This window comes from Actinomadura soli, assembly GCF_005889715.1.
Classification (GTDB): Bacteria; Actinomycetota; Actinomycetes; order Streptosporangiales; family Streptosporangiaceae; genus Spirillospora; species Spirillospora soli.
In genome coordinates this window covers 1-26,763 of the sequence record NZ_VCKW01000114.1, presented here as the reverse complement: position 1 = coordinate 26,763, position 26,763 = coordinate 1, and the positions used below count along the sequence as shown (strand labels likewise).

Annotated in this window: 22 protein-coding genes and 2 pseudogenes; 10 read left to right on the top strand and 14 right to left on the bottom strand. The window is 71.8% G+C overall.

Translation table 11 applies throughout. From position 1 onward, the window contains the following. A pseudogene (locus ETD83_RS42700) lies at positions 1-514 on the top strand (hypothetical protein); the annotation flags it as partial. Between the two features lie 119 nt (positions 515-633). On the opposite strand, the gene ETD83_RS22055 reads toward ETD83_RS42700, so the two are convergent. Next, positions 634-2,346, bottom strand: coding sequence for an LLM class flavin-dependent oxidoreductase (locus tag ETD83_RS22055; RefSeq protein ID WP_138647042.1), 1,713 nt, complete (start codon positions 2,344-2,346; stop codon positions 634-636). 118 nt (positions 2,347-2,464) lie between these two features. Between ETD83_RS22055 and ETD83_RS45720 the strand changes: the two genes are divergently transcribed. Continuing rightward, positions 2,465-5,374 carry a helix-turn-helix transcriptional regulator gene (locus ETD83_RS45720; RefSeq protein WP_329602942.1) on the top strand — a complete coding sequence of 970 codons (2,910 nt, stop codon included), beginning with the start codon at positions 2,465-2,467 and terminating at the stop codon, positions 5,372-5,374. Positions 5,375-5,645: 271 nt separating this feature from the next. On the opposite strand, the gene ETD83_RS22045 is transcribed toward ETD83_RS45720, so the two are convergent. The 3 genes from ETD83_RS22045 to ETD83_RS22035 all read right to left on the bottom strand — a co-directional run bounded on the left by ETD83_RS22045 (position 5,646) and on the right by ETD83_RS22035 (position 10,155). Further along, complete coding sequence (locus ETD83_RS22045) at positions 5,646-6,467, bottom strand: class I SAM-dependent methyltransferase (RefSeq protein WP_138647040.1); 822 nt, start codon at positions 6,465-6,467, stop codon at positions 5,646-5,648. A 104-nt stretch (positions 6,468-6,571) separates the two neighbouring features. Next, on the bottom strand, positions 6,572-8,164 hold the full coding sequence (locus ETD83_RS22040; protein ID WP_230421076.1) for a transposase: 1,593 nt from the start codon (positions 8,162-8,164) through the stop codon (positions 6,572-6,574). Positions 8,165-8,208: 44 nt separating this feature from the next. Beyond that, entirely contained in the window at positions 8,209-10,155 is a 1,947-nt protein-coding gene (locus ETD83_RS22035; RefSeq protein WP_138647039.1) for an acyl-CoA dehydrogenase family protein, read from the bottom strand. A gap of 205 nt (positions 10,156-10,360) precedes the next feature. Between ETD83_RS22035 and ETD83_RS22030 the strand changes: the two genes are divergently transcribed. Beyond that, a complete protein-coding gene (locus tag ETD83_RS22030) occupies positions 10,361-11,119 on the top strand; it encodes an IclR family transcriptional regulator (protein ID WP_138647038.1) in 759 nt (252 codons plus the stop codon). A gap of 39 nt (positions 11,120-11,158) precedes the next feature. On the opposite strand, the gene ETD83_RS22025 is transcribed toward ETD83_RS22030, so the two are convergent. Genes ETD83_RS22025 through ETD83_RS22015 form a run of 3 tightly spaced genes read right to left on the bottom strand, consistent with a single transcriptional unit; the run spans position 11,159 to position 13,499 of the window. After that, positions 11,159-12,220, bottom strand: a complete 1,062-nt coding sequence (locus tag ETD83_RS22025) for an ABC transporter permease (RefSeq protein WP_138647037.1) — start codon at positions 12,218-12,220, stop codon at positions 11,159-11,161. Continuing rightward, positions 12,217-13,098 carry an ABC transporter ATP-binding protein gene (locus ETD83_RS22020; protein WP_138647036.1) on the bottom strand — a complete coding sequence of 294 codons (882 nt, stop codon included), beginning with the start codon at positions 13,096-13,098 and terminating at the stop codon, positions 12,217-12,219. The genes ETD83_RS22025 and ETD83_RS22020 overlap by 4 nt, the downstream gene beginning before the upstream one ends. Next, on the bottom strand, positions 13,095-13,499 hold the full coding sequence (locus ETD83_RS22015; protein WP_171064369.1) for a GntR family transcriptional regulator: 405 nt from the start codon (positions 13,497-13,499) through the stop codon (positions 13,095-13,097). Before ETD83_RS22015 ends, ETD83_RS22020 begins: the two co-directional genes overlap by 4 nt. A 95-nt stretch (positions 13,500-13,594) precedes the next feature. Here ETD83_RS22015 and deoC point away from each other — a divergent pair, with 95 nt between their 5' ends. The 6 genes from deoC (at position 13,595) to ETD83_RS21985 (ending at position 19,030) form a co-directional block, all read left to right on the top strand. Beyond that, the gene (gene deoC, locus ETD83_RS22010) at positions 13,595-14,539 is read left to right on the top strand and encodes a deoxyribose-phosphate aldolase (RefSeq protein WP_138647035.1); all 945 of its coding nucleotides are present in this window, start codon (positions 13,595-13,597) and stop codon (positions 14,537-14,539) included. A 2-nt stretch (positions 14,540-14,541) separates the two neighbouring features. Then, on the top strand, positions 14,542-15,987 hold the full coding sequence (locus ETD83_RS22005; protein ID WP_138647034.1) for an aldehyde dehydrogenase family protein: 1,446 nt from the start codon (positions 14,542-14,544) through the stop codon (positions 15,985-15,987). Continuing rightward, positions 15,980-16,840, top strand: a complete 861-nt coding sequence (locus tag ETD83_RS22000) for an aldehyde dehydrogenase family protein (RefSeq protein WP_138647033.1) — start codon at positions 15,980-15,982, stop codon at positions 16,838-16,840. Before ETD83_RS22005 ends, ETD83_RS22000 begins: the two co-directional genes overlap by 8 nt. A gap of 82 nt (positions 16,841-16,922) precedes the next feature. Continuing rightward, positions 16,923-17,852: a hypothetical protein gene (locus tag ETD83_RS21995; RefSeq protein ID WP_138647032.1), complete on the top strand. Its 930-nt coding sequence runs from the start codon at positions 16,923-16,925 to the stop codon at positions 17,850-17,852. A gap of 18 nt (positions 17,853-17,870) precedes the next feature. Then, positions 17,871-18,116 carry a DUF2630 family protein gene (locus ETD83_RS21990; RefSeq protein WP_205717811.1) on the top strand — a complete coding sequence of 82 codons (246 nt, stop codon included), beginning with the start codon at positions 17,871-17,873 and terminating at the stop codon, positions 18,114-18,116. Then, a complete protein-coding gene (locus ETD83_RS21985) occupies positions 18,113-19,030 on the top strand; it encodes an LLM class flavin-dependent oxidoreductase (protein ID WP_138647030.1) in 918 nt (305 codons plus the stop codon). The genes ETD83_RS21990 and ETD83_RS21985 overlap by 4 nt, the downstream gene beginning before the upstream one ends. Positions 19,031-19,086: 56 nt before the next feature. Here ETD83_RS21985 and argS read toward each other — a convergent pair whose 3' ends face one another. From argS to ETD83_RS21955, 6 genes are all read right to left on the bottom strand, one after another. Further along, positions 19,087-20,832: an arginine--tRNA ligase gene (gene argS / locus ETD83_RS21980; RefSeq protein WP_138647029.1), complete on the bottom strand. Its 1,746-nt coding sequence runs from the start codon at positions 20,830-20,832 to the stop codon at positions 19,087-19,089. A 75-nt stretch (positions 20,833-20,907) separates the two neighbouring features. Then, entirely contained in the window at positions 20,908-22,053 is a 1,146-nt protein-coding gene (gene plsX, locus ETD83_RS21975; RefSeq protein WP_230421075.1) for a phosphate acyltransferase PlsX, read from the bottom strand. A 145-nt stretch (positions 22,054-22,198) separates the two neighbouring features. Beyond that, on the bottom strand, positions 22,199-22,603 hold the full coding sequence (locus ETD83_RS21970) for a hypothetical protein (protein ID WP_138647028.1): 405 nt from the start codon (positions 22,601-22,603) through the stop codon (positions 22,199-22,201). A gap of 123 nt (positions 22,604-22,726) precedes the next feature. Then, the gene (locus ETD83_RS21965) at positions 22,727-23,083 is read right to left on the bottom strand and encodes a hypothetical protein (RefSeq protein WP_138647027.1); all 357 of its coding nucleotides are present in this window, start codon (positions 23,081-23,083) and stop codon (positions 22,727-22,729) included. Beyond that, positions 23,080-23,943, bottom strand: a complete 864-nt coding sequence (locus tag ETD83_RS21960) for an alpha/beta fold hydrolase (RefSeq protein WP_230421074.1) — start codon at positions 23,941-23,943, stop codon at positions 23,080-23,082. Before ETD83_RS21960 ends, ETD83_RS21965 begins: the two co-directional genes overlap by 4 nt. Beyond that, positions 23,940-24,668 (bottom strand): DUF998 domain-containing protein, encoded by a 729-nt coding sequence (locus ETD83_RS21955; RefSeq protein WP_138647026.1) that lies wholly within the window; start codon positions 24,666-24,668, stop codon positions 23,940-23,942. Before ETD83_RS21955 ends, ETD83_RS21960 begins: the two co-directional genes overlap by 4 nt. Before the next feature lie 375 nt (positions 24,669-25,043). Here ETD83_RS21955 and ETD83_RS21950 point away from each other — a divergent pair, with 375 nt between their 5' ends. Beyond that, positions 25,044-26,360 (top strand): KamA family radical SAM protein, encoded by a 1,317-nt coding sequence (locus ETD83_RS21950; RefSeq protein WP_138647025.1) that lies wholly within the window; start codon positions 25,044-25,046, stop codon positions 26,358-26,360. Between the two features lie 39 nt (positions 26,361-26,399). Here the strand turns inward: ETD83_RS21950 and ETD83_RS42695 are convergent. Continuing rightward, positions 26,400-26,763 (bottom strand): annotated as a pseudogene (locus ETD83_RS42695) (MFS transporter); the annotation flags it as partial.

The following is a 26,763-nucleotide window of genomic DNA, read 5'->3' as shown; positions in this document are numbered from 1 at the left end:
GGCCATCGCGGACGGGTCCTCCGGATGGGCGGGGGCGGCCGCGGCGGTGTTCGGGGTCGGCACGGCCTTGGTGCTGGACGAGTTCGCGCTCGTCCTCCATTTGAAGGACGTCTACTGGAGCGAACAGGGCCGGTTGTCGGTCGAGGTCGTGTTCATCACCGTCGCGATGTGCGGACTGCTGCTGGTGGGGCTGCGGCCGGCGGGGATGGACGACGCCGCCGGGGACGGGATGTGGGCGATCGCGTTAGCGCTCATCTTCAACCTGTGCTTGGCCTTCATCGCGCTTCTGAAGGGCAAGATCTGGACCGGGCTCATCGGGTTGTTCATCGGCGTGGTGGCGTTCGCCGGGGCCGTCCGGCTGGCTCGTCCTGACTCTTTGTGGGCTCGGCGCCGCTACGCGGAGGGCTCGCGGAAGGAGCGCCGTTCCCGGGCGCGCGAGCGCCGGTACCGGCTGCCCCTCCAGCGGCTGGGCGACTGGCTGAGCGACCTCGTCGCCGGCCGCCCCTCCGGCTAGCGCGCCAGTGGCCCCGTGACCGTAGATCTTTTCTGTAAAGACCGCGAACTATTACAGGGGGTGTGGACGTCTGACTGTGTGGTGGCCGTGGACATCGGGGGACCACGGCCACCCCAACGTCAGTAGGGCGACGGGCCGCCGAACATCTCGCTCAGGCGCGGCGCCAGGTAGTGGTCGCCGCGCAGTTCGAGGCGGCCGTCCATGAGGAGCGACGCCGGGTTGGCGTCGCCGGCGAGGATTCGCAGGAAATCGGCCGTCGCCAGCGTGAGGGTGAGGGCCGGGTCCCGTGCCGGGCCCGACCGGGCGCGGGCGCGGGACTTTCCGATGTGCAGCGTCCACACGGTCCGGCCTTGGGCGCGAGTGAGCCGGAACTCCAGCTCGCCGGTGAATCCGGCCGAGGCGGACGGGTCGAAGGCACGGGCCATCCCGGCGAAGAACACGCGCTGCGCGCCGGGGCCGAAACGCTTTTCGATCTGCGCGTCGGAGCGGCCGTGGACGAGCTTGTAGAAGCCCTGCTGGCACCTTCTGCGAGCGGCGGTGCGGACGTCGACGCGGATGGGGCGCCGCCGCGAGGAACGGTGGACGCGGGTGACTTCCGCGTCCTCGTCGATGCGGTAGCCGGGCGGCGGTTTCCGTGCCGGTTCGCGGCGGGCGAGGGCGGCTTCGATGGCGGGCGCGAGGCGTTCGGCCTTTTCGGCCTCGCGTTCGTCCCGTCCTTCGGTGAAGCGCGGCAGCACCGATTTCCCGAACAGTTCGAGGGACTCGCAGATGTGCTCGTGCTTGTTCGGCCCCGCCTGCAGGACGAACGAGATCTGGTCGACGCCGGCCGACTCGTACCGCCGGATGAGTTCGGTGACCTGGTCCGGTGTGCCGACGGCGCCGCGAAGCGACCCGACATTGACGTTGAGGCTCTCCGCGTTGGCGATGATCTCCTGGCGGGAGAAGCCGCGGGATTCGCGCCGCCGCAGGAACTCGTCCCAGACATTGGTGCGTCCGGGGTCATGCGGAGTCGTCCCGTAGTAGTGCGCCAGCGCGAAGGCGAAGAAATGCGCTCCGTCGATGCCCCGGTCGATGGCGGTGGCCTCGTCCTCATGCAGCATCATCGGCAGGACGACGGCCACGTTCGGGTTCACCGCGAAGCCCGCCGGGACGCATTCGTCGGACGCGATGATGCGGTAGTAGTCGTCCACCCATCTGCCGGCGTCCTCCGGCTCGACGAACGAGAACGACAGCGCGCCGATGCCGTTCCGCGCCGCGAACTGGATCGTCTCCCGGCGCGAGCACGCCACCCACAGCGGCGGATGCGGCTTCTGCAAGGGCTTCGGCAGGACGTTCCGCGGCGGCATCGTGATGTCGGCGGAATTCCATCCGGCGAACGGCTCCTCGACGAACATCCGGGTGATGGCGTCTATCGCGTCCTGCCATTGGGCGCGCTTGTCGGCGCGGCGGACGCCGAACCCGCCGAGTTCCGCGCTCGAACTCGACTCGCCCGTCCCGAAGTCCACCCGGCCGTTGGAGACGAGATCGAGCGTCGCGACACGTTCGGCGATGCGGGCCGGATGGTTGACGGCGGGCGGCAACTGGACGATCCCGTGCCCGAGCCGGATCCGCTTGGTCCGCTGCGACGCGGCCGCCAGGAACACCTCCGGCGCCGACGAATGCGAATACTCCTCCAGGAAATGGTGCTCGACTTCCCAGACGTAGTCGAAGCCGACCCGGTCGGCGATCTCCACCTGGTCCAGCGCGTCCTGGTAGAGCTTCAGCTCCTGCCCGTCCTCCCACGGCCGCGGCAACTGGTGCTCGTAGAACAGTGAGAACCGGATCGCGATCACCCCCGATGGCCAGCCTCACCCGGATTGGACGTCCCGTCAACAAGGCCGGGCCGCCCGGTGGCGTCCGGCGGAGCGATAATCAGGTGGGAATGTCCGATCCATTTGGCATGCTTGGGACGTGAGCCCACGTGCGATGAGTCCCGTCCTGATCGGCAGGTCGGCCGAGCTGGCGGAGCTGGAGAACGCCCTCGCCGGCGCGCCCGGGGCCGTGCTCGTCGGCGGCGACGCGGGTCTCGGCAAGACCCGGCTGATGCGCGAGTTCACGAGCACCGTCGACGGGGAGCGGGCCAGGGTGCTCGCCGGTGGCTGCCTGGAGCTCGGCTCCGACGGCCTGCCGTTCGCGCCGTTCACGACCGTTCTGCGCGACCTCGTCCGCGACATCGGCATCGACGGCGTCGCCGGGCTCGTGCCGCGCGGCGACACCGGCGGCCTCGCCCGGCTGCTGCCGGAGTTCGGGGAGCCGGAGACCGACGCCGCGTCGGGCGAGGAGCGCGCGCGGCTGTTCGAGGTCATGCTGACGCTGCTGGAGCGGCTGGCGGAGCGCGGCCCGGTCGTGCTGGTGATCGAGGACGCGCACTGGGCCGACCGGTCCACCCGCGATCTGCTGGCGTTCCTCATCCGCAACCTCGGCACGGCGCCGGTGCTGATCGTCATGACGTACCGGTCGGACGAGCTGCACCGCACCCATCCGCTGCGGCCGCTCCTGGCCGGGCTGGAACGGGTCGAACGTGTCCGGCGGATGGAGATCGCGCCGCTGTCGCGGGCCGACGTCGCCGGCCTCGTCACCGAGCTGCTCGGCGACAGGCAGATGCCGCCGGCCGGGCTCGTCGACCGGATCGCGGCGCGGAGCGAGGGCAACCCGCTGTTCATCGAGGCGCTGCTCGACGACGACGGGACGCTGGCGTGCGAGCTGCCCGAGTCGCTGCGCGACCTGCTGCTCGCGGGCGTCCAGCGGCTTCCCGAGGAGACACAGGAGGTGCTGCGCGACGCCAGCGGCGGCGGCACCCGCATCGAGCACGCGCTGCTGTCGGCCGTGACCGGGCTCGGGGACGCGGCGCTGACCCGGGTGCTCCGTCCCGCCGTGGCGGCGAACGTCCTGGTGGTGGACGGCGACGGCTACGCGTTCCGGCACGCGCTGATCCGCGAGGCCGTCCACGACGACCTGCTGCCCGGCGAGTACACGCGGCTGCACAAGCGCTACGCCGAAGCCCTGGAGGACGACCCCGGGCTGGTTCCGGCCGGTCGGCTCTGGGTCGAGCTGAGCTACCACTGGAACGCCGCCCACGACATCGTGTGGGCCCTGGTCGCGTCCTGGCGCGCCGCCGCCGAGGCCCGTAAAGCCCTCGCCTACGCCGAGTGCCTGGCGATGCTGTCACGCGTCCTGGAACTGTGGGATCAGGTCCCGGACGCCGAAGAACGCATCGACGCCAACCACATCAAGGTCCTGCAGGACGCGGCGACCGCCGCCGACCAGGCCGGCGAGTACGACCGCGGTATCAAGCTCGTCACCGCCGCGCTCCACGAGGTCGAGGACGCGGTCGCGAACGGCGCCCCGGACGACCGGGCGCGGCTCGCGACGCTGCTGGTGATGCGGGGCCGGATGCGCTACCAGATGGCGCGTCCCGGCTTCGTCGAAGACCTGCGCGCCGCCGTCGAGGCCCTGCCGAGCGACCCGCCCAGCGCGCTGCGGGCACGGGCGCTGTCCACGCTGGGGAACTACGTCCGCATCACCCCCGACATCGGTGAGGCCCGCAGGGCGGCCGCCGAGTCGCTCGCCATCGCGCGCCGGCTCGACGACCCCGTCACCGAGGCCGAGGCGCTGATCACCCGGTTCTGCGCCGACATCGACTACGACAACTCCGCCGCGCTCGCCGAGGTCGAGGAGACGGTGGAGCGCAGCGGCCACCACCAGGTGCTCCTGCGCTACTACGTGATCAAGTCGCATTTCCTGGAGGGCGCCGGACGGCACGAGAAGGCCGCCGCCATCGCCGGGCGCGGCAAGGAACTCGCCCGCGAGTACGGCGTCGCCCGCACCCAGGGCACGTTCATGTCCATCAACCAGGCCGAACCGCTGGTGTCGCTCGGCCGGTGGGACGAGGCCATGGCCGTCCTGAACCACGCCATGGAGCAGGACCCCGCGGTCACGACGCGCACGTCGCTGCTCGTCCTGTCCGGGTGGGTGGCCCTGGCGCGCGGCGACCTGGCGACGGCGTCCAAGCGGCTCGTCCTGTCCCGCGAGATCATGAACCTGAAGATGAAGTGGGTCAAGACGCAGGACTACTTCGCCACGCTGTGGCTTGAGGCGCAGCTCGCGCTCGCCGAAGGCCGCGTGGAGGCCGCGCTGGACGCCGTCCGGCCCGTCCTCGACCACGGCGGCCTGCCCGACGACGCCCGGTACGCCTGGCCCGCGCTGGTCGTCGGCGCCTCGGTCTGCGCGGAGCTGGGCGACACGGCCGCCGCCGACCTGCGGCGCATCGAGGAGCGCGCCGCCGGGCTCCGCGTCAGCGGCCCGCTCCAGCGGGCGCACCAGCTCACGTTCCACGCCGAGCACGCCCGTGCCCGCGGCGTCCTCGACCTCGGGGCATGGGACGAGGTCGCCGCGGCCTGGGACGCGCTGTGCAGCCCGTACTACCAGGCGCGGGCGCTGTTCCGCGCGGCGGAGGCCGCGGTGGCGGGCGGCGACCACGACGGCGCGGCCGAACGGCTGGGCGCCGCGGCCGAGCTGGCCGACCGGCTCGGCGCCGCGCCGCTCGGCGAGCAGATCGCCGACCTGCAGCGCCGCACCCGCACCCGCCGCACCGACGAGTCCGCGCCGCTCGGCCTCACACCCCGCGAGTTCGAGGTCCTGCGGCTGGTCGCGGAGGGCCGCAGCAACCGCGACATCGCCGAGGCGCTGTTCATCTCGGTGAAGACGGCCAGCGTCCACGTCTCCAACATCCTCGGCAAGCTGGACGTCGCGAGCCGCGGCGAAGCCGCCGCCACCGCGCACCGGCTGTCACTGTTCACCGGGAACGGGGTGCGGGCCTGATCCGGCGGCGGGGATCTCCCCTCCCAGGACCCCCGCCTCCGGACCGTCGGACCACACGGGAACTTCGTGGCCGGCCTTCACGGCCGCGGCACGCGGAAGCAGGCGGTGCTTCTCCGCCCGGAGAGGCGGGCCCGGGACCGTTCCGGCCACCGCCCAGTTTCGTGGCAGGCGCGCCCCGGGGCACCGAAAGACATACCTCTCGGCGGGACGGAAAAAGGCGACGGGAACAGGCCGTTCTTCGTGACCCGTTCCCGTCGCCGGAACGTTCTCGTCAGCGCGGAACGCGCGCGACGCAGAAGACCGTCTGGCCGAACGGCGGCCGGACGAACCGCTCGATGGTGCGGGTGAGCGGCACGACCGTCCGGTCGTAGATCTTGACGAGCTTCGGGTCGGGGTAGCCCGCGCCGCCGCGGCGGACCGCGAACCACCACGCGATCCCGCCGAGGAAGTTGATCGGCTTGAGCACCTCCGGGACGAGCCCCGCCGCGCGGACGGTCTCCTCCAGCGTCGACGGCGTGTAGCGAGTGACGTGCCCCACCTTGCGGTCGAAGTCCCCGTAGAGCTGCATGTAGCCGGGCACCCAGATCACGATGCGGCCGCCGGGCTGGGTGACGGCGGCGAGGTCGCGCAGCGCCTGCGCGTCGTCCTTGATGTGCTCCAGGACGTTCATCATCACGACCGTGTCGACCTTCTGCCGGATCTCGATCTCGGCGGGCAGGGCCAGGTCGATGACCTCGACGTCGTCGCTGCCGTCGTAGCGCTTGCGCAGCTCGCCGACGCAGTACGGGTCGTTGTCGCTGACGACGAGGTAGTCGAGGCGCCCGGCGAACTGCTCGGAGAAGTGCCCGAGGCCGGACCCGACCTCCAGCATCGACCGGCCGACGTGCGGCGCGACGGTGTCGAACTCGTACTTGCGGTAGTTGCGGGCCTCGTCCCCGCCCAGATGGTTCTCCAGCGACCCCTCCCCGGCCGCCGGCTGGACGACGTCGCCGTCCGGTGCGGGCCCCTGCGCGGGCCCCGCCTTCTTCGGACGGCTGCCGACGAGGTTGAGGAGCGTTGCTGCGATGGACTTCTTCTGACCAGGTGACTGCATACTTCCCGCTCGCTGGGTGCGTTGGCGTTCGGCTCTCGTTCGCCGGACCGAAATGACCTGACCCGCAAGGGACGGTTCGATCTCCGGCGCAAAGTCGCGCCAGTCTACCGTTCCTGAACAGCGTCCATCAGTGGATCTTGGACCCACCGTCCGGCGCCGCGCGCATCCCGAACGGTCCTGGATGCGCTGGTCTCCCGCGTTCGTCGGACACTCCCCGCCCGGCGGCACGCATCATGTGCGTGGTCCGTGGCGGGACGGCGGGTTCCCTCACGTCCTGGGGCGGCCGGTCGGGCCTGGACGGTCCGATGCCCCTGCTCATCGCTCCGGTGAGCAGGGGGCGGTGCCGTCCGTCGCCGGATCGGATGCCCTTGGGCGCGTCGCCCGATCGCGATGCCGGCGGCATCGTGCCGGGTGGTCTTTCGGGTCTTGCTGGTGAGGGGCTCCTGCCAATGCCGGGCGCCCCACTTGCTGGTGTAGGCGGGATCCACGGCGATGATCGCGATACCGGTCCGGTCGGCCATCGAGTTCAGCCGCACCCGCAGCCTCCCCGTCGGCAGGTTGGAGATCAGTTGCCGAAACCGTTTGCGACGGCCGTGCCTCTCACGCGTCTTGTCTTGGGCGAAGTCCAAGTCCTCGACGGCGATGGCGCGCACGCCGCAGGTTTCGGCCCAGTGCAGCAGACGGGTGAGGGCGCGCCGTACCTGGGCGTCGCGGCGACCGGTCGACCCGGTCAGGTCGTAGCCGAATCGGCGTGGTGCGCCGATGGGGTTGCCATGCCGGTCGAGGCGCCAGGCCGCCAGATGGTCGGCGTTGGTGTCCACCCCGATCACTCCCTCGGCCAGCGCGGCCCGGATCGTGACTGCCGGGCGTGTCGGGGTCTGCCAGGAGGCGGTGAGGTACCAGCGTCCCCGCGCCGCATCCAGATGGATGCGGTACGCCACCGCCCGGTCCGCTTCCACCCGGTCGAGCCACTCGGTACCCCGGTGCGCGAACCTTACGCGGGCGGCCAGGACATACCGGCCGTGCGGGGCGTTCGCCAGATGCGCCAGGGGGGCCGGCAGCCTTATCGACACCCGACCGTCAGGCGTGGCGCGAATGGTCTCATTGCCGTACCTCTTGCCTGACTCTCCGTCGGCCTGGAGGAACCAGCGTCGAGCCTGCCACTGTTCCCGCCACTCGCCCTCGGTCAGCTGGGCCTCGTCGAGATGATGGCGGTTGCGGGCCAGCTTCTTTCCGCCGCGCACCACGTGCACCAGGCCGGAGGCGAAATCGGCGCGCTCGCGCTCCAGCCGAACGCGCAACACCCCCAGGCGGCGGCTCTTGGCGAACCATTCCTGCCGGGACCGATACCCACCCGGTGCCCCTTCGGTGCCCTTCTGAGCGATCGGCAGCGATAGCCGGTGCTCGATCGTCTTCACGCCCGCCTCAAGGCTGCGTACATGGGCGTGCTGGCAGCGGCGGGCGAGGGCCCATTGGTCGTGGGTGGCCTTGGTGATCGCCCCAGCCCACCGGGCCGACGACTCACCCGTCAACTCCCGCTTGCGGGCGGCCCACCGGACCGCCACCCCGCACGGACCGGGCGCGACGAACGGCGGATCGATGGCGCGCAGCCCCGATTCAGCCCTTCCCGGCGGCCACCTCATTCTGAGTTTCGTACGGTGACAGTGTGACAACAGTATGTCACTGTCATCGAACATGCAATCGACTATGCGTACTGGGCGGGCCCGCCCGCCGGTCTGGGTCAGGGGATGGTGCGGTGGACGTCTTGCTTTTCGGTCGGGCCTGGGTCGGAGGGGGCTATCCAGGGGCCGGGGATGGACGGGTCCAGGACGCCCTCCTCCACCCAGGCGAAGTCGCCGGCGAGGACGGAGCGGGCTAGTTTCACGTCCATCGCGTCGGTGTTGCGCCACAGGCCGTCGAACAGCTCCTCGACGCGGACGCGTGACTGGCGGCAGAAGGCGTCGGCGAGGCGGACGGCCGACATGCCCGGGGCGGTGCCGGGCGAAACGAAGGGGCCTTCGGCGGACGAGTCGGCGTGCGCGCGGACGCATACCGCGCTCATCGCGAACAGTTCGGCGCCGATGTCGACCATCCGGCCGAGGAAGCCCTGCCGGTGTTCGAGGCCGCCCTGCCAGCGTCCGGCCGCGTAGAAGATCGACCTGGCGAGCTTGCGGGACGCGCGCTCGACGTAGCGGAGGTGCCTGGCCAGCGGCCCGAACTCGCTGTAGGAGGACGGGCGGTGCCCGGCGCCGGTCACGAGTGTCGGCAGCCAGCGCGCGTAGAATCCGCCCGCCTTGGCCGCCGCCCGCGCCTTCTGCCCGGTGGACGCGTCCGGGTCGATGATGTCGCCGGCGACCGACAGGTGCGCGTCCACGGCCTCCCGGGCGATCAGCAGGTGCATGATCTCGGTGGAGCCCTCGAAGATCCGGTTGATGCGCAGGTCGCGGAGCATCTGCTCGGCGGGCACGCCGCGCTCGCCGCGGGCCGCGAGGGACTCGGCGGTCTCGTAGCCGCGGCCGCCGCGCAGCTGGATCAGCTCGTCGGCGGCGCGGCACGCCATCTCCGACGTCCACAGCTTCGCGAGCGCGGCCTCGATCCGGATGTCGTTGCGCTCGTCGTCGGCGAGCTGGCCGGAGAGGTCGAGCATCGCCTCCATCGCGTACGCGGTGGCGGCGATGAACGCGACCTTCCTGGACACGGCCTCGTGCTCGCCGACCGGCCGGCCCCACTGCACCCGCTCCCGCGACCACTCGCGCGCGATCTTGGCGGCCCACTTGCCGCTCGCCGCGCAGATCGCGGGCAGCGAGAGGCGTCCGGTGTTCAGCGTGGTCAGCGCGATCTTCAGGCCCGCGCCCTCGGCGCCGATCAGGTTCGCCTTCGGGACGCGGACGTCGTGGAACCGCGTGACGCCGTTCTCGATGCCCCGCAGCCCCATGAACGCGTTGCGGTTCTCCACGGTGATGCCGGGCGTGGCCATGTCCACGATGAACGCGGAGATGCCGCCGCGATGGCCGCCCGACTTGGGGACGCGGGCCATGACGACGACCAGGTCGGCGACGACGCCGTTGGTCGTCCACAGCTTGACGCCGTTGAGGACGTAGCCGTCCCCGTCGGGGACGGCGGTGGCGCGCAGCCGGGCCGGGTCGGAGCCGACGTCGGGCTCGGTCAGCAGGAACGCGCTGACCTGCCGGGCGCAGCGGGGGAGCCACTCGTCCTTCTGCTCGCGCGTCCCGAACAGCTTGACGGGCTGCGGGACGCCGATGGACTGGTGCGCCGACAGCAGCGCGGCGAGCGCCGGGCTGACCGAGCCGACGATCATCAGCGCGCGCCCGTAGTAGAGCTGGCTGAGGCCGAGCCCGCCGTGCTTCTCCGGGATCTTCATGCCGAGCGCGCCGAGGTCGCGCAGGCCCGCGACGACGTCGTCGGGGATGCGCGAGTCCCGCTCGATCGCCGCCGGGTCGATCTTGGCGGCGCAGAACTCGGTCAGCGCGGCCAGGAACTCCTCGCCCTTGCGCCGCGCCTCCGCGCCGGGACGGGGATGCGGATGGACGAGGTCGAGGCGGAAGTCGCCGAGGAAGAGCTGCCTGCCGAAGCTCGGCAGCCGCCAATCGGCCTCGCGCGCCTCTTCGGCGACCTTCCGGGCCGTCCGCTCGTCGACGTGCCCGCTGGTCCGCTGCGTCTGGCTCATGCGTGCTCCTTGTGGGGCGACCCCCACGCGCCGTGTCCCGACGTGCCCCCGCGGGGCGTGCCGCGGAGTGGTCCTTACATGAGCACGGCATTTCCCGTGGCGGGATCGGGAAACACTGCCCCGCCGGACAGCAGAAATGATCCAATGGGCTGGACTGTCGCCGAAGCCCTTGACCGGACCAGGGCGGAGGGGTTCGCTGTGCGTGATGAGTGAGACACGCAAGCCGACGCTCATCGCCTCGGTGCAGCGTGCCCTGCGTCTGATGGAGGCGGTGGCGTCCCATCCGAGCGGAGCGCCCGCCAAGCTGCTCGCCCGCGAGGCCCGGCTCCCGCTCGCGACCACCTACCACCTGCTGCGCACGCTCGCGCACGAGGGCTACGCGACCCGGCTGTCGGACGGCGCCTGGGTGCTCGGCGACCGCGTCGGGGCCCTGCACAAGCAGAGCCGGACGCAGCAGCTCATCGCCCTCGTCCGCCCGATCCTGCTGTCGCTGCGGGACGAGCTCGGCGCCGCCGCCTACTTCAGCATGCACGTGGACGATGAGATCCACCTCATCGACGTCGCAGACGGCCCGCGCGCCCCGCGCGTTGACCTGTGGGTCGGGTTCCAGGACGCCGCGCACGCCACCGCCCTGGGCAAGTGCGTGCTGAGCCAGTTCGGGGACGACCGCCGCCGCGACTACCTGTCCCGGCATCCGCTCGTCGACCTGACCCCGCACACCATCACCGAGCCCGCGCGGCTGATCCGCTCGCTCGACTCGTCCGGCGCGCTGATGCTCGACCGCGAGGAGTACGCCCTCGGCACCGGCTGCGCCGCCGTCCCGGTCACGGACGCGACCGGGAGCGTCCTCGGCGCCCTCGCCGTCTCCTGCCGTCCCGGCAGGCTCCCGGGGATCGCGAGGTCGGCGAACCGGATGCGCGCGAGCGCCGAACGTCTCCAGCGCGCCCTGACCCTCTCGGCCTGACCCCCGTCCCGGCGGTGGGACGAGGGTCAGGGGCGCCGGCTAGGAGAGGCGGCGGCGCGTCCAGTAGAAGCAGAGCCCCGTCAGCCCAAGGGCGAGGACGGCGAACAGCCCGGTCTCGGCCCGCTGCAGCGGCCAGAAGTGATCGGCGGGGTGGTAGACGACCTTCTGCCGGAATCCCTGCTGCTTGATGTAGTCGAAGCACGCCTGAGGCGGGCCCTTGGGAGGCTCGCCGTTCGGATCCGGGGGCCCCGGCTCGCACGGGTTCCCGGACTTGGGGAGCACGATCTCGCTGACCTTGTTCCCGGACGCGTTGACCGTCTCGTCCGTGATCGTCCAGGCCCCTCGTGCCGCGTCCACCTCCACTCGCAGGCGCGGCGTCCCCGAGCTCTGGTCCAGCATCAGGTCCCCGTGGTTGTCCGCCGTGATCTCAATGGTCCTGCTCACGGGGGAGACGAGGTGGGGCCGCACGAACATCGGCATCAGGATCTGGACGGCGATGAAGACGACCAGCGTGATCGTCATGGCCGGGAGGGTCCGGCGGACGATGACGCCGACGGTGACGCCGAGCGCGAACGCGAAGGCCGCGTACCCGAGCGGGGCGATGCCGCGCGCCACGAAGACGATCGGGGAGATGCGCGCGGCGCTGGTGGTCTCGGTCTGGTTGAGCGCCGTCTCGTCGAGCGGGTCGGACCACCAGTCCACGGCGACGACCGCGAGCCCCGTGGCGAGCACGGCGGCCAGGCCGACCAGCCCGACCTTCGCGGCCAGCCAGCGGTTCCGGGTGATGCTCTGGTTCCAGACGAGCCGGTGCGTGCCGTGCTCCAGCTCGCGGGTGATGAGCGGGGCGCCCCAGAACACCCCGATGATGCCCGGGAGGAACACGACGACGGCGAGCAGCCCGCCGAAGTAGTACTGATGGTCGATGAAGAAGTTCCGGTAGAACCGCGAGCAGTTGTCCGGACTGCCGCAGGCCGCGATTCCCTCGTTGTAGTCGTCCGCGAGGCCGGGGCCGGTGATCAGGAGGGCGGCGGCGAGGACGGCGAGGCCGCCGAACACCACCGCGCCCTGGACGCGGAACTGCCGCAGCGTCAGCCAGATCATCGGACGGCCTCCAGGGTGGGACGCGCCTGTTCGGCGCTCATGTAGGCGAGGACGAGGTCTTCCAGCCCGACCTGCCCGACGGTCCACGCGGGGTCGTGGATGGGGGCGTCCGTGCGGACGATGAGGGTGCTCTGCCGGTCGGTGTGGCTCTCGGACACGATGTGCTGGTCCGCGGGCAGCGTGGACGGGTCGCGGCGCGGCCCGGTGAGCCGGTGGTGGGAGGCGAGCAGGTCGTCGACGTCCCCGGCCACCCGGACCCGGGACTCCACGATCACGATCAGGTAGTCGCACGTCCGTTCCAGGTCGGACACCAGGTGCGACGACAGCACGACGCCGAGCGAGTGCTCGACGGCGGCCTCCATGAGGCCCTGCAGGAACTCGCGGCGGGCGAGCGGGTCGAGGGCGGCGACGGGCTCGTCCAGGATCAGCAGCTCGGGGCGTTTCGCGATGCCGAGCGTGAGGGCGAGCTGGGCGCGCTGCCCGCCGGACAGCTTCCCGGCCTTGTGCCCGGGGTCGAGGCGGAGCCGCTCGATGCGCTTGCGGGCGAGGGCGTCGTCCCACGAGGGGTTCAGCCGCGCGCCGAGCTTGAGGTGGTCGGCGACGCTCAGCGCGGCGTAGGTGGGCGTGTCCTGCGCGACGTACCCGACCTTGGCGAGTTGCGCGGGGCCCTCCGCGGGCCGGCCGCCGAGCACCCGGATGCTGCCCGCGCTCGGCTGGATCTGCCCGACGGCCAGGTTCAGCAGCGTCGTCTTGCCGGCCCCGTTCGGCCCGACGAGCCCGACGACCCGTCCGGCCGGGATGTCGAGCGTGCAGTCGGAGAGCGCCCACCGCTTCCCGTACTTCTTGCCCAGACCCTGGGCCTCAAGGGCGACGGTCATGCTATTTCCTCCTGACCGGCGGACCGAAATGTGGTCATGAACAGCGCCTCGATGCTCTCGTCGTCCATCCCGGCCAGCCGGGCCTTGGCGAGCCAGCGCTCCAGGTCCTTGCGCAGCGGGCCGTGGGCGGCGAGCGAGTTCCCGGCCAGCGTGCGCGTCACGAACGTCCCGAGGCCCGGACGCGGTGCGACGAGCCCCTCGTGCTCCAGTTCCCGGTACGCCTTGAGCACGGTGTTCGGGTTGATCGCGAGCTGTGCGACCACGTCCTTGACCGTGGGGAGCTGCTCGCCCTCCCGGAGCAGGTCGAGCCGCAGTGCGTGCTTCACCTGCCGGACGAGCTGCATGTACGGCGATACCCCCGAGTCGGAGTCCAGGTGGAACTCGATCACCGCAACCTCCATTGAACTATCATGTTAGTACTTTAGCTGTATGGCACTGGACGCTGTCAACGAACATCCGTTTTGTGCCGGGGGCGTCGTTCGGCGATGCTGGGAGCGTGTCAACGGAGACCGCGTCGACGACGACGCTGAACGACGCCGCTGAGCTGCGCGCGTTCCTGCGGGGCCTGCCGGGCGTCGACCAGGTGGGGGCCGAGGAGCGGGCCGCGCGGCTGGCGACCCGGTCGATCAAGACGACGGCGAAGGCCGAGGCCATCGACCTGGCCATCGCGATGGTGGACCTGACCACGCTGGAGGGCGCGGACACGCCCGGCAAGGTGCGGGCGCTGTGCGCGAAGGCGGCCCGTCCCGATCCGTCCGACGGGTCGGTGCCGCGGGTGGCGGCCGTGTGCGTGTACTCGGACCTGGTGGACGTCGCCGTCCGCTCCCTGGAGGGGACGGGAATCGGGGTGGCGAGCGTCGCGACGTCGTTCCCGTCCGGGCGGGCGCCGCTGGAGGCCAAGCTGGCCGACACCCGGGCGGCGGTAGCCGCGGGCGCGGCCGAGATCGACATGGTGATCGACCGGGGCGCCTTCCTGACCGGCGACGTCGGGAAGGTGTTCGACGAGATCACGGCCGTCAAGGAGGCGTGCGGGCGGGCGCATCTGAAGGTGATCCTGGAGACGGGCGAGCTGGCCACGCTCGACAACGTCCGGCGGGCGTCGTGGCTGGCGATGCGGGCCGGGGCCGACTTCATCAAGACCTCGACCGGCAAGGTGTCCCCGGCGGCGACGCTGCCGGTCACGCTGGTGATGCTGGAGGCCGTCCGCGACTACCGGGCCCGGACGGGACGCCAGGTCGGCGTCAAACCGGCCGGCGGCATCCGCACCACCAAGGACGCGATCCGGTACCTCGTGCTGGTCAACGAGACCGCCGGGCCCGACTGGCTGACCCCGGAATGGTTCAGGCTCGGCGCGTCGAGCCTGCTGAACGATCTGCTCATGCAGCGCCGCAAGCTGGCCACGGGCGTGTATTCCGGTCCCGACTACTTCACGCTGGACTGATCATGGTTTCTGGGAGCAGGGCCTTCGAGTACGCGCCGGCGCCCGAGTCGCGGGCCGTCGTCGACATCCGCGCCTCGTACGGGCTGTTCGTCAACGGCGAGTTCGTGGACGGCCACGGCGAGCCCTTCAAGTCGATCAACCCGGCGGACGAGACCGTCCTCGCCGACATCGCGTGCGCCGACGCGACGGACGTGGACCGCGCCGTCGCCGCCGCCCGGACGGCCTTCGACACCGTCTGGGGCCCGATGCCCGGACGGGAACGCGCCAAATACCTGTACCGCATCGCCCGGATCATCCAGGAGCGGTCGCGCGAGCTGGCGGTGCTGGAGTCGATCGACAACGGCAAGCCGATCCGCGAGTCCCGCGACGTGGACGTCCCGCTGGTCGCCGCGTGGTTCTTCTACTACGCCGGATGGGCCGACAAGCTCCCGTACGCAGGATTCGGGCCCGACCCCAGGCCGGTGGGCGTGGCGGCGCAGGTGATCCCGTGGAACTTCCCGCTGCTGATGCTGGCGTGGAAGATCGCGCCCGCGCTGGCGTGCGGGAACACGGTGGTGCTGAAGCCCGCCGAGACGACGCCGCTGACCGCGCTGCTGTTCGCCGACATCTGCCGCCAGGCGGAGCTGCCGCCGGGCGTCGTCAACATCATCACCGGCGCGGGGGAGACCGGCCGCGCGCTCGTCGCGCACGGCGGGGTCGACAAGGTCGCGTTCACCGGGTCCACCGAGGTCGGACGGCAGATCGCGCGCGTCCTCGCGGGCACCGGCACGAAGCTGACGCTGGAGCTCGGCGGGAAGGCCGCCAACATCGTCTACGCGGACGCCGCGCTCGACCAGGCCGTCGAGGGCATCGTCAACGGGATCTTCTTCAACCAGGGGCACGTGTGCTGCGCGGGGTCGCGGCTGCTCGTCCAGGAGTCGGTCGCGGAGGAGGTCCTGGAGCGGCTGAAGACGCGGATGGCGACGCTGCGGGTCGGTGACCCGCTCGACAAGAACACCGACGTCGGGGCGATCAACTCGGCCGAGCAGCTCGCGAAGATCCGCGAGCTGTCGGCGGCCGGGGAGGCCGAGGGCGCCACCGCGTGGTCGCCGCCGTGCGAGCTGCCCGCGCAGGGGTTCTGGTTCGCGCCGACCGTGTTCACGGGCGTGGCCCAGTCGCACCGGATCGCGCGGGAGGAGATCTTCGGGCCCGTCCTGTCGGTGCTGACGTTCCGGACGCCCGACGAGGCCGTGACCAAGGCGAACAACACCCCGTACGGGCTGTCGGCGGGCGTCTGGACGGAGAAGGGCTCGCAGATCCTGTGGACGGCGCAGCGCCTGCGCGCCGGTGTCGTGTGGGCCAACACGTTCAACAAGTTCGACCCGGCGTCCCCGTTCGGCGGCTACAAGGAATCGGGGTTCGGCCGCGAGGGCGGACGCCACGGGCTGGAGGGCTATCTCGATGTCTGAGCGGCTGGCCGTGCGCAAGACGTACAAGCTGTTCATCGGGGGTGCCTTCCCCCGATCCGAGTCCGGCAGGTCGTACGCGGTGACCGATGCGAAGGGACGGTTCGTGGCCAACGCCTCGCAGGCGTCCCGCAAGGACGCCCGCGACGCCGTGACCGCCGCCCGCAAGGCGTTCCCCGGCTGGTCCGGGCGGACCGCCTACAACCGCGGCCAGATCCTGTACCGCGTCGCGGAGATGCTGGAGGGCCGCCGCGACCAGTTCGCGGACGAGGTCCGGCGCGCGGGCGCGTCCAAGAGCGGCGCGGCGGCGGAGGTGGACGCGGCCATCGACCGGTGGGTCTGGTACGCCGGATGGGCCGACAAGCTGCCGGCGGTGGCTGGCGCGTCGAACCCCGTGTCCGGGCCGTTCTTCAACTTCTCGACGCCCGAACCGGCCGGTGTCGTCGCCGTCATCGCGCCGGACTCGCCGCTGCTCGGGCTCGTCTCGGTGGTGGCCCCGGTGATCGTGTCGGGGAACACGTGCGTGGTCGTCGCGTCCGAGCCGGCGCCGCTGCCGTCCATCACGCTGGCCGAGGTGCTGGCGACGTCCGACCTGCCCGGCGGGGTCGTCAACGTCCTCACGGGCAGGCGGGACGAGATCGCGCCGTGGCTCGCCTCCCACATGGACGTCAACGGCATCGACCTCACCGGATCGGCCGGCGGCGACGTCCCCGGCCTGGAGGACAAGGCGGCCGGGAACCTGAAGCGCGTCCTGCGGCCCCGGCCCGGATTCGGCGCATGGACGGACGACCCCGGAACCGCCCGCATGACCGCGTTCCTGGAGACCAAGACCGTCTGGCATCCCGTGGGCGTCTGAGCTGATATGACTCCGCGTGTGTAGAGCATCACAAACCGTGGAATAGATCTCCCCGTAACTGATCATCACTGGGGGGAGATCAGTGCCTACCAAGACAGCGTCACGTACGAAGAGCACACCAGCGACCAAGAAGAGCGCGTCGACGGCCCGGAAGCCGGCGGCGAAGCGCACGTCGGCCGCGAGGTCGTCCACGCGGACGACGGCGACCGGCCGGACGACCGCCGCGAAGCGCGGCACGACCGCCAAACGCGGTACGGCGAAGAGCGGCACCGCGAAGAGCAGCACGGCGAAGCGGTCGACGGCGGCGTCCAGCCGGTCGTCGTCGGCGGCCGCGACCCGGGTCACCAAGGCCGCGAGCCAGGCCAAGACCGCCGCGACGCAGATGAAGTCGGTGGCGACCAAGGCGTCCACGTCGGCGAAGGCCATGACGGCGATGACCAAGGCCATGACCAGCGCGACGAAGGCGATGTCCGACGCCGCCAAGGCGATGGACGCGGCCGCGAAGGTCATCACCACGACGGCCAAGTCCACGACGGCCCGGTCCACGGCCAGGTCCACGGGGACCAGGAGCACGGCGGCGAAGAAGAGCACGGCGTCCAAGTCAGGGACGGCGCGCAAGTCGACGTCGGCGGCGTCCAGCAGGTCCCGGTCGGCGGCCTCGGCCCGGGCGGGCTCCACGACGCGGAAGACGGCCGCCTCGAAGTCGTCGGGCACGGCGAAGAAGACCGCGCCGAAGTCGCGGACGTCCGCGGCCCGCAAGCCCACGACGTCGCGGACGACCGCGAGCGCCAAGTCCGGCACCGCGAAGCGGTCCGGGACACGGACGAACGCCAAGTCCGGCACGTCCCGGACGGCGGCCCGCAAGTCGCCCGCCAGCCGTGCGGTGGACGCCGCGCGGAGCGCGGCGTCCACGGCCTCGTCCATGGTCGAGCCGAAGACCAACTCGCTCCAGCACTCGACGCGGACGGACGGCGGGTTCCTCAGCGGGCTCACCGGCTCCGGCCGGCGCTGAGGCCGACCGGCGATGCCGATGGATGAGAACGACATCCTGGCGCGCATCAACGAGTACGTCGGTGAGGAGCAGCGGCTCCGGGAGCGCTACCAGCGCCGCGAGCTCGACCGCGAGGAGGAGCACCGGCGGCTGGAGTCGCTGGAGGTCGCGCTCGACCAGTGCTGGGACCTGCTGCGCCGCCGCCGGGCCCGGCTGGAGGCGGGCGAGGACCCGCGCCAGGAGGACGTGAGACCGCCGGACGAGGTCGAAGGCTACCTGCAGTGACGCCCGCGCGCGGGCGCGGGCCGCTGCGGTTCGGCGTGTCCCTCGTCCCGGACGCGTCGGTCCCGCTGCTGCGCACCGCCCAGGAGTCGGACCGGTTCGGCCTCGACCTCCTCGGCGTCCGCGACCAGCCGTACCGGCGCGACACCGCCGACGCGCTCACGCTGGTGGCGGCCGCGCTGGCGGCCACGTCCCGGATCCGGGTGCTGCCGGCGGTGGCGTGCCTGCCGCTGCGGCCGCCCGCCGTCCTGGCGAAGGCGGTCGCGACGATGGACCGGCTCAGCGGCGGCCGCGTCGAGCTCGGCCTCGGCGCGGGCACGTCCTGGGACGGCGTCGAGGCGTACGGCGGCGCGCGGCCCGGGGGCGCGTCCGCCGGGAGCGCGGCCGCGGCGCGGCGTGCCCTTGAGGAGGCCGTGCAGATCATCCGGCTGCACTGGAGCGACCAGAGCGGGCTCCGGTTCCAGGGCGAGCACTACGGGTTCACGGCGCTGCAGGCCGGTCCGGCGCCCGTCCACCAGATCGGCATCTGGCTGGGCGTCACCGGGCCGCGCGGCCTCGACCTCGCCGGACGCGTCGCGGACGGCTGGATCGCGCCGTCCTCCCTCGTCCCGCCGAAACGGCTCGCGGACGGGCAGCGGCGCCTCGACGACGCCGCCGCGGGCGCGGGCCGCGACCCCGATGAGATCCGCCGCGTCTACGTCCTCGAAGGGTCGCTGGACGCGAAGGACGCGCGGGGGTTCCTGCACGGCCCGCCGCGCCAGTGGATCAACGAGCTGACCGAGCTGGCGATCGGCCACCGCGTCGACTCGTTCCTGTTCGGCGGCCACCCGGCGCAGATGGCCGAGTTCGCGCTGGAGGTCGTCCCGGCCGTCCGCGAGGAGATCGCCCGCGAACGGGGTGTGCCGCTCCGGGCCTGAACCTCAGCCGGCGTCACGGGGGTTCCAGGGGGTCGCCCCCTGGGCGGACACTGCCCTCACATGCGTTCCGGGGTGGGGACGCCGAGGAGGTCGAGGCCGGTGACGAGCGTGCGCAGCGTCGCGGCGCACAGGGCCAGCCGGGACGCCTTCGTCGCCTCGTCCGGGGCCTTCAGGACCGGGCAGTTCTCGTGGAACGTCGTGTAGGCGTCCGCGACTCCGAACACGTAGTTGGCCAGCCGATGCGGCTCGGCCATTTCGCCGGCCTGCTGCACGGCGGTGCCGATCCCGAGCAGCTCCAGCGCCAGCGCCCGCTCGGCCGGGTGGCCGAGGACGATCGGGCCGGTCGCGTCCTGCGGGGCGACGCCGCCCTTCCGGAAGATCGACCGGATCCGCGCCGTGGCGTACTGCAGGTACGGGCCGGTCTTGCCGTGGAACGAGATCATCCGGTCGAAGTCGAAGATGTACTCGCTGTCGCGCGCCACCGACAGGTCGGCGTACTTCACCGCGCCCATGCCCACGTCCCGGACGATCGCGAGACGGTCGGCGGCGTCGAACGAGGCGTCGTGCTGGACGCCGTCGAACGCGGCACCGGCCCGCTCGACGGCCTCGTCCAGCAGCTCGGAGAGCTTGACGGTGCGGCCCGCCCGGGTCCGCAGGAGCTTGCCGTCGGTGCCGAGGACGCTGCCGATCTGCGCGTGCTCGGCCTGGACGTCGTCGTTCAGCCAGCCGGCCGTCCGCGCGACCGCGAACACCATCTGGAAGTGCAGCGCCTGCGTCGCGCCGACCACGTAGATCATCCGGTCGACGTGCTCGGTGTCGACCCGGTACCGGATCGTCGCGAGGTCGGTCGTGGAGTAGTTGTAGCCGCCGTCGCTCTTGCGGATGATCACGGGGAGGGGCTCGCCCTCGCGTCCGGTGAACCCGGGCGGGAACGCGCACAGCGCCCCGTCGCTGATCACCGCGATGCCCTTGTCCTCCAGCTCCTGGACGGTCGAGGCGAGGAGGTCGTTGTAGAAGCTCTCGCCCTTGATGTCGTCGTCGGTGAGCGTGACGCCGAGCTGCCCGTAGACGGCGTTGAAGTACCGCTTGGACACGTCCACAAGGACGTTCCAGAGCCGCAGCGTCTCCGGGTCGCCCGCCTGGAGCGCCACGACCCGGCTCCGGGACCGGTCGGCGAACGCTTCGTCGCCGTCGAACTTCTCCCGCGCGGCCTGGTAGAACGCGGTCAGGTCGCTGACGGACGAGTCGCCCCGCGCGGCGGCGTCCTCGCCGACGTCGAGGAGCTGCTCGATCAGCATCCCGAACGGGGTTCCCCAGTCTCCGACGTGGTTGTCGCGGACGACGTCGTGCCCGAGGAACGCCAGGATGCGGGCGATCGCGTCCCCGACGATCGTGGTCCGCAGATGGCCGACGTGCATCTCCTTCGCCACGTTCGGCGAGGAGTACTCGACGACGACCTTCTGCGGCTTGGCGGTGGCCGGGACGCCGAGCCGGTCGTCGTACAGCGTCCGCTGCGCCTCGGCGGCGATCCAGCCGTCGCTGAGCGTCAGGTTGATGAAGCCCGGTCCGCTGACCTCCACGTCCGAGACGACGTCCGCGGTGTCGAGGTTCGCGACGATCTCCTCGGCGACCTCTCGCGGCCGGCGGCCCAGCCTCTTGGCCAGCGGCAGCGCCACGTTGGCCTGAAGGTCGGCGAACGACGACGGCCGGATGACCGGGTCGGCGTCCGCGTACGACGGTCCGAAGGCGGCGCCCAGCGCGGCCTGGACCCGGGCGGCGAGTACGTGTTGCGGATCGGGCATGTCTCAAGGCTATCGGCGCCGCACCCGCGCCCGGACCCGGTTTTCGCCGCGCCCGGTGCCGGGCCCTGGCAGCGCCTAAGCGCTGGCCGGAGGCTCTTTGGGCTCGGGCGCGTCCGGTTCCCTGGCGGGCGTCTCGGCGCTGTCGCGGTCGGCGTGCGTCCGGCGGCCGAACCTGGACGTGCGGGTCAGCGCGACCTGCTCGCGGATCCGCTCGACGATCCGTCCGGCGGCGAGCCGGTGCGCCAGCTCGCAGGCCGAGGTGATCGCGCGGGCGTGCGAGGCGCCGTGCGCGATCACGACCGTGCCGTTCAGGCCGAGCAGGACGCCGCCGCCGTAGGTGTCAGGGTCGAGGCGGTCCCGCAGGTCCTGGAGGCGGCGGCGCTGGAGCAGCGCGCCGAACCGCGCCGCCGCGCCGCCCGACATCGCCTCGCGGACCTCGTCGAACGCGGTCCGGATCGTGCCCTCCATGGTCTTGAGGGCGACGTTGCCGGTGAACCCGTCGGCGACGACGACGTCCACCCGTCCGCTCAGCAGGTCGTGGCCCTCGACGTTCCCCGCGAACTCGATGCCGTGGCTGCCCCCGGCGAGCAGCTCGTGGGCCCGTTTCGTCAGCTTGCCGCCCTTGGCGGGCTCGGCGCCGATGTTGAGGAGCCCGACCGACGGACGGTCCAGGTCGAGCAGGATCTGCGCGTATGCGGTGCCGAGCGCCGCGTACTGGACGAGGCCCTCCGGCTTGACGTCGGTGGTGGCGCCCGCGTCCAGCAGGATCGTCGGGCGCGGGCGCGTCGGCAGCGTCACCGCGATCGCCGGGCGCATCACGCCCTGCTGGCCCTTCAGCCGCAGCCGCGACGTCGCCACCACCCCGGCGGTGCCGCCCGCCGACACCAGCGCCGACGCCCGCCCCTGCTTGATCAGATGGCAGGCGATCGCGATGGACGAGCGCGGCTTGCGCCAGCTCGCGAGCGCGCCCTCGCCCATGTCCAGGGCCTCGTCGGCGTGCACGATCGGGATCTTGCCCATGAAGCCGTACCGGTCGAGCTCCCGGCGGATCCGCGGGGCCTGCCCGACGAGCACCAGCCGGACGCCGTGCTCGCGGGACGCCTCCACCGCGCCCGCGATGATCTCCGCGGGGGCGTGGTCGCCGCCCATCGTGTCGACGGCGATCGGCAGCGGACGCACGGTCGCCCCGGGATGGGGCGCCGTCGTCCCAGTGCCGGTCATGGCCGCTCCAGGAGGGGTGAAGGGAAATGCGGTGCGCCGTGACGACGCAGCTCATCGCATCGTAGGACGTTCCCCTACCCGTCTTGACGGTGCCGGGCCGGAGGTGGCGATCGTCACCCCGATCCGTGACCCGGCGGCCCGCCGGTCAGCCGTCCTGCGTGCGGCAGTCGGCGCCCAGGCACGACGCGTTCTCCACGACCGGCTGCCCGTCCACGAGGATCGTGTAGTTGTTCTTGCTCGTCTCCTGCTCGCCGCTGCCGAGGACCTCGACCGGCTTCTTGTCGGACGTCGTCCCGGTGCAGGACACGCGCATCTTCGTCTTCGTCCAGCCGGGCAGGTCCTCGCACTTCAGCGGGGACGCCAGGGTCACGCCGCGCTGCTGCAGCTCGGCGGCCGCCGTCACGGGCATCGCCCTGCGCAGCGCGGACTGCGTCTGGTACTTCAGCTCCTCGCCGCCGGTCACCACGAACGCGACACCGCCGCCCACCAGGACGAGCACGAGCAGCGCTGCGGAACCCAGGATCAGGGCCTTCTTGCGGTTCGTGCCCATGACCCGGCGACTCATCTCCACGGCCTTGCGACGTATTTCCACACCAGCAACGTCACCGACAGTGCGGGAGCATATGCGTTGGGTGATCGGTTTTTCCGTTCCGTATGCGGATTCGTTGCTCTGTCAGCGCCTAACGCAGCCCAGGGAGAGGCAGTCCTTGCGCAGCACCTCGCGTCCGGCGACGGTGACGACATAGGACTCGCGCGGACGGACGGTGTCCGCGTTGTAGGCGACGCCGTCCACGGTGACCGGTTCGCTCGTCCGGGTCAGGGCCGTGCACTTCACGCGCACCACCGAGTCAGCGCCGGTCTGCGGGGTCGTGCAGAGGGGGCGCTCTTGCAGTTCGATGCCCTGGCCCTTCAGCTCGTCCTCGACGCCGTCGCTGACGGCGTTGCGGTACGCCCCTTCGGAGACCCGCTGCGTCATCTCGCAGCCGGAGGCCAGGAGCAGGGCGAGAAGCACGGCCGCGATCTTTCTCACCCGGCCTCCGTTGCCAGGTGGATCCCGGAGACCGCGTCGGCGAGCACGTCGGGCCGGTCGAGCGGCACCATGTGCAGGGCGTCCGGAAGCTCGACCCGGGTCCCGTGCGGGCTCATCCTCGCCAGCCGCTCGTGGCCTTCGGCCCAGGCGCGCTTCCCGCGGGGGCCGCGGACGTCCCCGAGCGCGGTCACGACCACCAGCGGGACGGGCGGGAACGAGTACCGCCCGCGCAGCCACGCCAGCCGCGCGGCCATCTCCCGGTAGGCGATCTCCTCCGCGAGGACCGTGCCGAGCACCGTCCCGCGCCGGTACACCGACCGGACGACCTCGTCCGGGACGGCCTCGCCGCGGCGGCTCGTGCGGCCGAGGACCAGCCTGCGCCCGAGCGGCCCGGCGACCCCGGCGAGCCGGGTGGCGTCGAGGACCGCCCCGGCCGCCGTGGCCAGCGGGGTCAGCGCCGCGCCGACGGGGACCGGCGGGAGCCGGGTGCGCTCATGGCTCGGATCGACCAGCACCATCCCGAGGACGCGCTCGGGACGCAGCCTGGCCAGCGCCTCGGCGGCGAACGCGGCCATCGAGTGCGCGACGACGATCAGCGGCCGGTCCGCCCGCACCGCCAGCGCCTCCAGGACCCAGGTGTCGCGCAGCAGCGTGGGCCGCGCCTTCGCGGCCGGGCTGAGGCCGAGGCCCGGGCGGTCGAACACGATGGTCCGGTACTCGTCGCGGAGGCGCTCGACGGTCGGGGTCCAGTCGAACCAGGCGCCGCCCAGCCCGGACGTCAGCAGTAGCGGGACGCCGTCCACCGGCCCCGACTCGACGACGTGCACCCGCTCCCGGCCCGCGTTCACGATCTCGATCACACGCGTGCCTCGTCTCTCGCCACGGCGGGCACGGCCCGGCCGGAGGGCGCCGCGCCGCGCCGGTCGGCGTGGAGCGCCCAGGCGACGAGCAGGAATCCCAGGCACAGGGCCGCGACCTGCATACGCTGGACGGCCCCGATCCACCGCCCCGCGAACATCGCCGTCATCATGGCCGCCGCGAGCACCGCCTCCGCCAGCGCGAGCGGCAGGCCCCAGCGGGCGACGGCGGGCCACCATCCGTACCGGCGGGCGGCCAGGGACAGCAGCAGCAGCGCGGCCACCCCGCAGATGACCACACCGCCGCTCGTCACCGCGTGGAACTCGTGGGAGAACGACAGGTGCGCCGAGCGTTCCCGCAGGGCGCACCAGGTCGCCCGGCTGGGCGCGCAGTCCAGCGGGAAGGACGCGTCGGCGACGGCGCAGACGCCGAACAGGCCGAGGAACGTCCACCCGGCGGTGGCGAGGGCCCTGCGCCGGAGCCCGCGCAGCGCCGCGCCCGCCACGATGATCGCCAGGACGCCGGTGACGAGGTCCCCGCCGCCGTAGAGCGCGTTGAACGGCTGGTCGGCGGCCGACAGTTCGCTCACGTAGCCGTTGAAGACGTCGAACTCGGGGCTGAGCAGGCTCTCCAGCAGGAACGTCGCGTAGGTGACCGCCGCCACGGCGGCCAGGGCGACCACGCGGGCGGGCAGGGCCCCCGGTCCGTCCCGATGGTCGGCGTCCACGAGGCCCCTCCCGCCGTTCGCTCCTCGCCGGTCCGCCCAGTATTTCCGAAGATGGTGGCCCGGCGTGACGGGAGGCGGGGATCGGGCGCGTCCCCGGATGCGCCGTCCAGACGTCTGACGCCGCAGAGTCTCGTGACGCAGAAGTTAACGTGCCGTTGTCGTTGTACTAGGGGTGAGGTGTCAACGATGATGTCGAGGCGATTTGTCTGGATCGTCCTTGACCAGCTTTGTTCCTACCGGGCAGGGGGCATCAATTCGGTATGAACCCGTCTCAAAGGGTTGAATGGGGGGTGTGCTGAGAATTTCTGATCACGGTCCGTGACGACGCATCCCCGGGGGTGCGCCCTCCCCGCTGACAGCAAGGAGTACCTACACGTGACACTGGTGAACGACGCGGCTCCCGCAGTGCGATCCACTGGTCGCAAGTTCCGCGCCTTCACGGCGAAGCACCTCGACGAGCTCACCGCTCGCGCGGGGCTGTCGCCCGCGCAGCGGCTCGCGACGCGGGCGGTGGCGACCGTGCTGCCGTTCCGGACGAACGCCTACGTCATCGAGGAGCTCATCGACTGGTCGGCCGCGCCCGACGACCCGATCTACCGGCTGGTCTTCCCGCAGGAGGACATGCTCCCGGCCGCGGACGTCGCGCACCTGTCCGATCTCCTGCGCCGCGAGGCGCCGAAGGCCGAGATCGACGCCGCCGCCCACACGGTGCGGATGCGGCTCAACCCGCACCCCGCCGGCCAGATGGAACTGAACATCCCGAGCTTCGGCGACGGCAAGATCCCCGGGTTGCAGCACAAGTACGACGAGACCGTCCTGTACTTCCCCAAGCAGGGGCAGACCTGCCACGCCTACTGCACCTACTGCTTCCGGTGGGCCCAGTTCGTCGGCGAGCCCGACCTCAAGATGGCCGGGGACGACGTCACCGCCCTGCGCGACTACCTCATCGGGCACCCCGAGGTCACGAGCGTCCTGTTCACCGGCGGCGACGCCATGATCATGGGCGAGCCGGTGCTGCGCCGCTACGTCGAGCCGCTGCTGGACCTGGAGCAGCTCGAATCCATCCGGATCGGCACCAAGTCTCTCGCGTACTGGCCGCAGAAGTTCGTCACCGACCCCGACGCCGACGAGATGCTCCGGCTGTTCGAGCAGGTCGTCGAGTCGGGCAAGAACCTCGCGTTCATGGCGCACTTCACCCATCCGCGCGAGCTCGAACCGCTCATGGTCGCCGAGGCGTGCCGCCGCATCCGCGACACCGGCGCGGTCATCCGCACCCAGTCCCCCGTCATCCGGACGATCAACGACGACGCCCGGACCTGGGAGAGCATGTGGCGCGTCCAGACGCGGATGGGGCTCGTCCCGTACTACATGTTCGTGGAGCGCGACACAGGGCCGCAGGACTACTTCGCCGTCCCGCTCGTCCAGGCGTACGACATCTTCCGGGACGCCTACAAGAGCGTCTCCGGGCTGTCGCGGACCGTCCGCGGCCCGTCCATGTCCGCCACGCCGGGCAAGGTCTGCGTGGACGGCGTCGTCGACATCCACGGTGAGAAGGCCATCGCGCTCCACTTCATCCAGTGCCGCGACGCCGACCTCGTCGGCAGGCCGTTCTACGCGCAGTACGACCCCGAAGCGGTCTGGCTGGACGACCTCAAACCGGCCTTCGCCGACAGGTTCCCCTGGGAAAAGTGACGCGGGCGGCGTGCCCGGACAACACCCCGGGCACGCCGTTCAGCGCAGATACCGGTACAGGGCCAGGCTGACAGCGATGGCCGCGGCTCCGCAGATCGCGATGACGCGTCCCGGCGCGACGAACTCCGCGAGCCCCCCGGCAGCAGCGATGCCGAGGGCCTGGCCGGTCATGAGCCCTGTGTTGGCGAGCCCCATCGTCTGGCCCTGGATCTCCGCTGGAACGGCGTCCGCCAACCGCCGCTGGACGGTCAGCTCGTAGCTCAGCCCGCACGTGGTCGCCAGCATCAGCAGGCAGGCCGCAAGGAGACCGGGACCCAGCACAAAGAACAACAACGGCAACCCGGTCAGCAGCGCAAGCGGCAGCGTCAGCCGCGACCGCAGCCCAGGCGGCACGAGACGGCCC

Excerpts from the sequence above, each read along its gene's own strand:
- ETD83_RS22045 (WP_138647040.1), bottom strand. The coding sequence starts at position 6,467 with ATGCAGTCACCTGGTCAGAAGAAGTCCATCGCAGCAACGCTCCTCAAC.
- ETD83_RS22040 (WP_230421076.1), bottom strand. The coding sequence starts at position 8,164 with ATGTTCGATGACAGTGACATACTGTTGTCACACTGTCACCGTACGAAA.
- ETD83_RS22035 (WP_138647039.1), bottom strand. The coding sequence starts at position 10,155 with ATGAGCCAGACGCAGCGGACCAGCGGGCACGTCGACGAGCGGACGGCC.
- ETD83_RS22030 (WP_138647038.1), top strand. The coding sequence starts at position 10,361 with ATGAGTGAGACACGCAAGCCGACGCTCATCGCCTCGGTGCAGCGTGCC.
- ETD83_RS22025 (WP_138647037.1), bottom strand. The coding sequence starts at position 12,220 with ATGATCTGGCTGACGCTGCGGCAGTTCCGCGTCCAGGGCGCGGTGGTG.
- ETD83_RS22020 (WP_138647036.1), bottom strand. The coding sequence starts at position 13,098 with ATGACCGTCGCCCTTGAGGCCCAGGGTCTGGGCAAGAAGTACGGGAAG.
- ETD83_RS22015 (WP_171064369.1), bottom strand. The coding sequence starts at position 13,499 with ATGGAGGTTGCGGTGATCGAGTTCCACCTGGACTCCGACTCGGGGGTA.
- ETD83_RS22005 (WP_138647034.1), top strand. The coding sequence starts at position 14,542 with ATGGTTTCTGGGAGCAGGGCCTTCGAGTACGCGCCGGCGCCCGAGTCG.
- ETD83_RS22000 (WP_138647033.1), top strand. The coding sequence starts at position 15,980 with ATGTCTGAGCGGCTGGCCGTGCGCAAGACGTACAAGCTGTTCATCGGG.
- ETD83_RS21990 (WP_205717811.1), top strand. The coding sequence starts at position 17,871 with ATGGATGAGAACGACATCCTGGCGCGCATCAACGAGTACGTCGGTGAG.
- argS (WP_138647029.1), bottom strand. The coding sequence starts at position 20,832 with ATGCCCGATCCGCAACACGTACTCGCCGCCCGGGTCCAGGCCGCGCTG.
- plsX (WP_230421075.1), bottom strand. The coding sequence starts at position 22,053 with ATGACCGGCACTGGGACGACGGCGCCCCATCCCGGGGCGACCGTGCGT.
- ETD83_RS21970 (WP_138647028.1), bottom strand. The coding sequence starts at position 22,603 with ATGGGCACGAACCGCAAGAAGGCCCTGATCCTGGGTTCCGCAGCGCTG.